The organism is Candidatus Cryptobacteroides sp. (assembly GCF_056207615.1).
On the sequence record NZ_JBAEER010000031.1, the window covers coordinates 1 to 8102 of the forward strand.

The 8102-nt window shown below is 54.8% G+C and carries 9 protein-coding genes; 1 reads left to right on the top strand and 8 read right to left on the bottom strand.

Annotated elements, in window-relative coordinates:
- Positions 1-104 precede the first annotated feature (104 nt).
- The 8 genes from AC06ND_RS01725 to AC06ND_RS01760 form a co-directional block, all read right to left on the bottom strand.
- Complete coding sequence (locus tag AC06ND_RS01725) at positions 105-1073, bottom strand: Fe-S cluster domain-containing protein (protein ID WP_475677268.1); 969 nt, start codon at positions 1071-1073, stop codon at positions 105-107.
- Positions 1074-1078: 5 nt separating this feature from the next.
- A complete protein-coding gene (locus tag AC06ND_RS01730; RefSeq protein WP_475677269.1) occupies positions 1079-1498 on the bottom strand; it encodes a SoxR reducing system RseC family protein in 420 nt (139 codons plus the stop codon).
- A 3-nt stretch (positions 1499-1501) separates the two neighbouring features.
- Positions 1502-2317 carry a DUF3108 domain-containing protein gene (locus tag AC06ND_RS01735; protein WP_475677270.1) on the bottom strand — a complete coding sequence of 272 codons (816 nt, stop codon included), beginning with the start codon at positions 2315-2317 and terminating at the stop codon, positions 1502-1504.
- Between the two features lie 39 nt (positions 2318-2356).
- Entirely contained in the window at positions 2357-3871 is a 1515-nt protein-coding gene (gene dnaB / locus AC06ND_RS01740; RefSeq protein WP_475677271.1) for a replicative DNA helicase, read from the bottom strand.
- Between the two features lie 12 nt (positions 3872-3883).
- Positions 3884-4699 (bottom strand): zinc ribbon domain-containing protein, encoded by an 816-nt coding sequence (locus AC06ND_RS01745; protein WP_475677272.1) that lies wholly within the window; start codon positions 4697-4699, stop codon positions 3884-3886.
- A gap of 97 nt (positions 4700-4796) precedes the next feature.
- Positions 4797-5111 carry a MerR family transcriptional regulator gene (locus AC06ND_RS01750; protein WP_475677273.1) on the bottom strand — a complete coding sequence of 105 codons (315 nt, stop codon included), beginning with the start codon at positions 5109-5111 and terminating at the stop codon, positions 4797-4799.
- 16 nt (positions 5112-5127) lie between these two features.
- Entirely contained in the window at positions 5128-6039 is a 912-nt protein-coding gene (locus tag AC06ND_RS01755; RefSeq protein ID WP_475677274.1) for a M23 family metallopeptidase, read from the bottom strand.
- Positions 6040-6041: 2 nt separating this feature from the next.
- Complete coding sequence (locus tag AC06ND_RS01760; RefSeq protein ID WP_475677275.1) at positions 6042-6986, bottom strand: M23 family metallopeptidase; 945 nt, start codon at positions 6984-6986, stop codon at positions 6042-6044.
- Positions 6987-7052: 66 nt separating this feature from the next.
- Here AC06ND_RS01760 and AC06ND_RS01765 point away from each other — a divergent pair.
- On the top strand, positions 7053-8102 hold a 1050-nt coding region (locus AC06ND_RS01765), incomplete at its 3' end, for an alanine--tRNA ligase-related protein (RefSeq protein WP_475677276.1).

An 8102-nucleotide genomic window follows, 5' to 3' on the forward strand; every position in this document is an offset into this window, starting at 1 on the left:
GGGCCATTGAGATATAAACGGTCTGCGGAAGAGGAAGGACCTCGATGGGGCAGGGGCGGCTGAACTTGCTGTCATGAGGATGGACGCCGCCGATCTTGAATGTCTTACTCATTTTTTGGTTCCTCCTTCTTCTCTGGGGCAGCCGGTGCAGGAGCAGCGGCAGCCTTTGCAGCTTCAGCAGCTGCGGCCGCAGCCTCCTTTGCCTTCTTGTTGCGCTCTGCGATGCGTGCCTTTACGGCATCCTTGTCGAGAGGCTTTGGGAAGTTGACTGCATGGATTGCTGATGTAGGACACATAGCCTCACACTCACGGCAAAGCTTGCACTTCGCAGGATCGATGTAAGCCACGTTGTTCTCGACGGTGATGGCGCCGTGGGTACAGGTCTTCGCGCAGATACCGCAGCCGATGCAGGCAGTGGCGCATGCCTTCTTTGCGACAGGGCCCTTGTCCTTGTTGATGCATGATACGTAGAGACGCATGTTGCGCGGTCCCTTGACGCGGATCTCGATGACCTGCTTAGGGCAGGCAGCAGCGCACTTGCCACAGGCAGTACACTTCTCCTCGTCAACGACAGGAAGGCCTGTCTCAGGGTTCATGCTGATAGCGCCGAACTGACATGCTGCGACACAGTCGCCACATCCGAGACATCCGAATGCACAGCCGGTATCACCGCTGTAGAGGGATGCCTTGACACGACAGCTCTTGAGGCCGTCGTACTCGTTGGTCGTCGGACGGTTCTGGCATGTACCGTTGCAACGTACCACGGCCACCATAGGAGCCTTGGCAACTGCCTCGATGCCGAGAACGGCGGCAACCTTCTTCATGGTGTCATTGCCTCCGACAGGACAGAAGTTCTTGTCCAGATTGCCTGCCTCAACGCAGCTCTGCGCGAAAGCACGGCAGCCAGCGAAACCGCAGCCACCGCAGTTGGCACCCGGCATGACCTTCTCGACCTCGTCGATGCGTGGATCCTCCTCGACCTTGAATTTCTTCGCAACGAGGAAAAGAACCATGGCGAGCACCACACCCAGTACCGTGAGAATCACGATAGTCCAGATAATTGCACTTGTCATAAGGGTTAGTTGTTTATAATATAAAATTCGTATTCACCGTCAAGCCTGTCCCGCATCAGGTACAGGATACCATAATATGCAGCCACCCCGGCAAGAGTGACCAGTCCGACGAGCCAATCCGACTCCCAGACAATTGACAAAGATACTACTAAAATCATTAAAATAATAACAGGAATCACGTAAGAAAGCATTACTGCTTTCATTCCGAGCGATTTTTTCAGGCACACCCTTACAGTATCGCCCACCGAGTCTTTAGAACCCGGTACGGTACGCACCCTGATATGCTTCGCGACCTCCTCCGAAGCACCGCACAGTCCCCTGGCATGGCACTGGCTGCAGGCCGACTCGGAGATGATCTCCACCGTCGTCACCTCGGGAGTGATCGCTATGATCTTGCCGACATGGCTTATCTCGTCCTTCTTCATATATTACTTCGTCGTCACAAGCTTGTGGCGCAGACCCGAGTACTCGATCAGTCTTCCGCTGACCTTTCCAATCCAGATCGGAGCCTCAAAGTAAACCGGGAGCCTGTTCTCGTCGTCAGACACCCAAATCATCATGTCCTGCTCCCCGGAGAACACCTCGCCAGCGACGAGCTTCGCCGAGAAACGTATGGTATCGATAGTGCCGAGGCCCTTCACCTTCTTCTTCTCGCGGCCGTAAAGCACGAAGTGCACATGGTACACGTCGTCATCGATAGCGAAGGTCATAGGGTGTCTCACGCCCGGTTCCACCTTGTCGAAATCCATGTTCCTGGCAAGATAGAAGAGCGTCGGCAGGTCGTACGTATTGTGGTCCAGAGGAAGGTGTAGCTCCTTCTTTCCGCCATGGGAAGAATATACGTCCGCGTCGATGTAAGGTTCTTCCTCATCCCATCTGTACACATACGTGTTCCTAGCCTCGTATCCGCCCTCGTGGGTATCGCGGGTGAAGTGCTGAGGCACCAGGCCGTTCGCCGTGAAAATGGAAGAGAACTTCTCGCGCACTCGGAAAAGCTTGTCCCATATCTTTCCGGTCTGTCCGTTGATGTCCACACGGAAACAATCCTGCCCGTTATGGCTGCAGTCGGAAAGCACTGCCTCGCCCCAGCCCACGTCGGTGCTGATCACGCCCCAGTCGTAATGGATCATGTACTTGATCCGTTCCCCGGCCTGATATGCAAGTTTCTCCTTGGAGGTGGTGCGTACGGGTATTTCCTGACCCCCGCATACGAAAAATGACCCCGCCGTCAAGGCCAGGATCATAATCGTTCTTATGGCTGCTCCACGCATGTCCTATCTGATTTAAGCAAAGTTTCCGCCGTCGAATCCGAAATCGTCGCCGCCGAACGGGTTGTAGCCCGAATCTGATGCCGGCGCACTGTTCATGGCCGAGGCGCTGACATGTCCGAAATCGTTCGAGAGATTCTCTTCCTGCGCGTCGACGAACTTTGCCATCGAGTCGCGGAAGATGAGCGGAACGTCTCCGATCTCGCCGTTACGGTGCTTGGCGATGATGAGCTGGGTCTCTCCCTTCTGCACGGTGTCGTCGCCGAAGTTCTGATAGTCGAGACGGTGGATGAAAAGTACCATATCTGCATCCTGCTCGATTGATCCCGACTCACGGAGGTCACTGAGCTGAGGCCTGTTGTTGCTGCCCTGACGGGTCACCGCCTGACGGCTGAGCTGAGAGAGTGCGATGATAGGCACATTGTGCTCCTTTGCGGTCGCCTTGAGTGTTCTCGAGATGGCGGCAACTTCCTGCTCACGCATACCTCGGAGCTCCACAGGTCCCTGCATGAGCTGAAGGTAGTCGACGATGATGAGCTTGACCCCTTTCTGCTTCACGAGCTTCTTGACCTTGGAACGGAACTCCATCACAGGAAGCGACGGGGTATCGTCTATGTAAAGAGGCGCAGCTGCGAGCTTGGTGAGCTGAGACTCGAGCCTGCTCCAATCTCCTGGTTCAAGCTTCACGCCACCCTTGAGCTTCTTCGAGTCGATTCCGGTCTCCGAGACCATCATACGGTTCGCCAGCTGCTTTGCGGGCATCTCAAGAGAGAAGATGGCGGTAGGATAACCCATCACCGCCGCGTTTCTCGCCACGTTGAGCGCAAACGCAGTCTTTCCCACGGATGGGCGGGCAGCAAGGATGATAAGGTCCGATGACTGCCAACCGAGGGTGATGCTGTCGATGGATGGGAATCCGGATGGGACGCCACTGTATGCACCGTCCTGAGACTGGGATTTCTGGAGGTCGTCCAACGACCTGTTGATTACAGAGCCTATATCCTGCGCATCCTTGGTTACGTTGTGCTCCACCGCTGCAAAGATCTTGGTCTCCGCTGTGTCGATGAGAGCCTCCATGTTCACCGAGTCATCATACGCCGTCTTCAGGATGGAATACGAAGCGGTGATGAGCTCGCGCTGGATGAATTTCTGCTTTATGACCTTCGCGTAGTACTCCACATGGGCAGCGGAACCCACTCTTGAGGAGAGGTCGGAAATGAATTCCAGACCGCCAGCCTCCTCGAGCTTGCCCGTGCTCTTGAGCCTCTCCGCCACCGTATAGGAATCGACGGGAGCATGCTGGGCGTAGAGATCCTTGATGGCCTCGAAGACCAGCCTGTTCTTCTGACTGTAGAAGCAGTTGGAGTTCGCGAGCTCATCGAGGGTGTCATCAAGACAGTTCGGTTCCACCATGAGCGCACCAAGAACCGCCTCCTCGAAGTCTATCGCCTGAGGAGGCATGGTTCCCATAAGGGCGTCAAGGTTCACCTGCTCGTCGCGAGATGACTTTCCACGATAGGTCTTTGCCATATAGGCCGGATGTTATTCTGCCTTGTCCGGGTTCATGAGGATCCTTCCGCAGTACTCGCAGATGATCATCTTCTTGTTGGTAGCGATGTCGAGGAGGCGCTGAGGAGGGATGGTGCTCATACAGCCGCCGCAAGCATTGCCGTTGTATACGGAAACCACTGCGAGGTGGTTGTTGCAGCTCCTGCGGATGCGCTCGTATGCGCTGATGGTCCTCTCGTCGATCTTGGCTGCGCACTCTTCGTGCTGAGCGAGGAGCTTCTTCTCCTCTGCTGCGGTAGCCTCGACGATGGTAGCAAGCTCTTCCCTCTTTGCCTCGAGGTCAGCAGCCTTGACTTCCTTCTTCTCCCTCATGTTCTCGAGTGCCTGCTTCCTGTCAAGATTCCTCTCACGAGTCTCATTGATGGTCTTCTCGGCAATCGCACGGAGAAGTTCCTGGTTCTCGATCTCCTTCTGGAGAGAATCGAACTCACGGCTGTTGGAAACAGTCTCGAGCTGAGACTTGTACTTCTCGGTCTGTGCGTCGTAATCCACGATACACTGCTTGCTGTGTGCGATGGTCGCTGTATTCTCCTCGATCTCTGCGCTGATCGCAGCTTCCTTTGATGCAATCTCTTCGAGCTCGTTCTCGAGAGCCTCGACCTCGAGAGGAAGTTCTCCCCTGAGCTGGAGGATCTTGTCGATCTGAGAGTCAACCTGCTGGAGAGCATAGAGAGTCATGAGCTTCTCCTCAACTGAGAGCTCTGAGTCTGCGAAGCTTCTCTGGATAGATACGAAGGTCTCCCTCTGGTCGATAGGGGTCTCGAATTTCTTGGTCTTCTTTGTTGCCATATTGGTTCTTAAGATATTAAATCGTTGTTGGATGGTCGCTTTTCGTGCGAACTGCAAAGGTATTATTTTTTCCTTATATGATAAAAAGAAATTTTGCCTACAGTCCCTTCTTGATTTCCACGAGCTGCTCCCTGATGTTCTTCAGGTGGTCGAGAACAACCACTGTGTTGTCTGCAGCCTCGCCGTGAGCGAGTTTCTTGGCTGCGCCTTCGATGGTCATGCCCTGCTTCTTGAGAAGGAGCTGGATCTGCTTGAATGCCTCGATGTCGCGCGCGGTGAACTGGCGGTTGCCCTTCGCATTGCGCTTTGGCTTGATCGACTTCGGGAACGAATTCGACCAGAATCTGATGCACGAGGTGCTCTCCCCGAGGAGTTCAGCGACTTCGCTGATCGTGTAGAATAACTTTTCCATATCGTTGTCTTTATCTTTAATCCATCTGCTGGGCGGTAGAGCTCGACAGGACGAGCATCTCCGCATAATCCTTCGGCGAAACGCTTGCGAACAGGAAGTTCACCGGATCGCAGACCACGTTTCCGCGCATAACGGTGTAGTGGAGGTGCGGTGCAAAGGACTTGCCTGACATTCCGACGGTGCCAATCTTCTCGCCGGCCTTCACCTTTCTTCCCGGAGCGACCTTGATCTCTCCGAGATGTGAATACCGGGTCACATATCCGTTTCCATGGTCGATGAACACGGTGTTTCCATCCGCCTGGATGGAGCGTACGACCTTCATCACGACACCCGGGCCACCGGCAAGCACCGCGGTTCCCACAGGGGCTATCAGGTCGAGTCCGTCATGGCTCGTGGCGACCTTGTAGAAAGGGCTCACCTTCGGTCCTACCGACGCTCCCGTCCTGGACACGGTGAAACCTTCCAGCGGCATCACCATAGGAGGGGTCGCATATCCTTCCGCGCCCGTGATCTCGAAGATCTTGCGGAAGTTTTCCTCGACCGCAAGCGACGCAGCCTCAATGCTTTCCGCCTTTTCTGCGGCATAAGCGTATATCTTGTTGTCGGTAAGATCCTCGCCATAGTTGGGAAGGGTCGTGCCGATCTCCAGATCGGTTATCGAAGGCACGGAAGTATTGAACAGACTGTTGTATATCTCGTCGTCCCTGATCTCCAGGAACTCGACCGCGTCATGGAGAAGTCGCTCCTGCTCCCTCATCTGCGAGTAGAGCTTCTCGTACATCCTGTTTTCCCGCATCACTATCCTGTCGCTGTCCTTAGGGAAGAGAAGCACGAAAGCAAGATGATAAAGGCACACGACGATAGCCGCGCTGAAGAACCACCTCAGCACGCTACCAACGATCTTCATATCCTCCTTTCTGTTTCTCATAGCTATCTCCTGCGCCTCCTCGCCGTCGTTCCTTTCTGTCTTGGGACGAGTTTCACCATGTTCCTATAGTCTGCAAGATGGATGTCCAAGTCCATGTAGTTCAGAGGGTTGACATAGTTGTTCCTATAGAGCACCTCATAGTGGAGGTGAGCTCCGGTACACTTTCCCGACTGACCCGAATATGCGATGTGGTCTCCCCTGTCGACATGCTGTCCCTCAGTGACCACGGCAGCGTTCAGATGGGCATACCTGGTCTTGTATCCGAAGCCATGGTCGAGCACGACCATAAGACCGTATCCGCGGGCGTCGGAAGTGACGCTCTCCACCACTCCGGCGCCGGTCGCATAGACGGGATTGCCCTTGTCAGTTGCGAGATCGATGCCGGTATGACGGGCAGCACCGCCCCAGACCGGATCCTCCCTGTAGCCGAAGGTACTGGTCAGCATGATATATGCGTCTGGATACATAGGCGGAATCGAAGGAACGCTGACACCCATGTCGCCGGCGCTCACCGCCAGCGCGAACACCTCGTCGAAGGACTTGCTCTGGATATATGCTTTCTTCGTCAGCCTGTCAAGACGTATCGCAGTGGTTTTCAAGAGGCTGGAGTCAGAGAGGTCGGCAAAAGGTTCATAGCGGTTCACGCCTCCGATTCCGGCGTCACGCACCTCCGACGGAATCTCGTTCATACCGAACACCGAGCGGTACACCTCATTGTCTCTCTGCTCGAGATGGTCGAGAACATCCTCGTATGTGTCCATCCTCCTGCCCATCAGCTCGACCTTCGCCGCCCAGGAGGAATTCCTTCTGCGAAGGAAGTAGCTCATAGGCTGTTCGAGTTCGAACACGACGTTGTAGAGCCAGAAGAAAAGTGCATACATAGCCACGGTGAGGACGAAGAATCCCACCCCGCGTACTATATATATGCGCTTTTTGGACTTTGACATCGCGCAAATATACAATATTTGTTGTAAATTTGCGGGTTATTACTGAAAATAAACCAAGATAACTATATGACATCCAAAGAAATCCGCCAGGCATTCCTGGACTATTTCGCATCAAAGGGACATGCCATCGTACCATCAGCGCCGATGGTAGTCAAGGGCGACCCTACCCTCATGTTCACAAATGCAGGCATGAACCAGTTCAAGGACATCTTCCTCGGCAACGCGAAGAAGAAGTGGGACAGGGCTGCCGATTCACAGAAATGTCTCCGCGTCAGCGGCAAGCATAATGACCTCGAGGAGGTAGGACACGACACCTACCACCACACCATGTTCGAGATGCTCGGAAACTGGAGCTTCGGTGACTATTTCAAGACCGAGGCCATCGACATGGCATGGGAACTCCTCACCGATGTGTTCAAGATCGACAAGAGCATACTCTACGCTACCATCTTTGAAGGTTCGCCTGAGGACGGCACCGAGCTCGACCTCGAGGCCAAGGAAGCATGGCTCAAGCACCTCCCCGAGGACCACATCGTCCTCGGAAACAAGCACGACAACTTCTGGGAGATGGGTGACACCGGTCCTTGCGGCCCTTGCTCTGAGATCCACATCGACATCCGCACCCCTGAAGAGAAGGCCAGCGGCGTGCTCGGCCGTGACCTCGTGAACCACGACGACCCGCACGTGATCGAGATCTGGAACATCGTCTTCATGCAGTACATGCGTATGGCAGACGGCCATCTCGAGAGCCTCCCTGCAAAGAACATCGATACCGGAATGGGCTTCGAGCGCCTCTGCGCAGTGCTCCAGGGCAAGAACAGCAACTACGACTCAGACGTGTTCACCGGCATGCTCGCGAAGATCGGTGAACTCTCGGGACACAGCTACGGTCAGGACAAGAAGTGCGACATCGCGATGCGCGTCATCGCCGACCATATCCGTACCATCAGCTTCTCTATCGCTGACGGACAGCTCCCTTCAAACGTGAAGGCAGGATATGTGATCCGCCGAATCCTCCGCCGTGCAGTCCGCTACGGCTACACCTTCCGCGGATTCAACGACCCATTCCTCTGCCGCGCCCGCAAGCAGCTCGAGGATGATATCGGCGAAGCATTT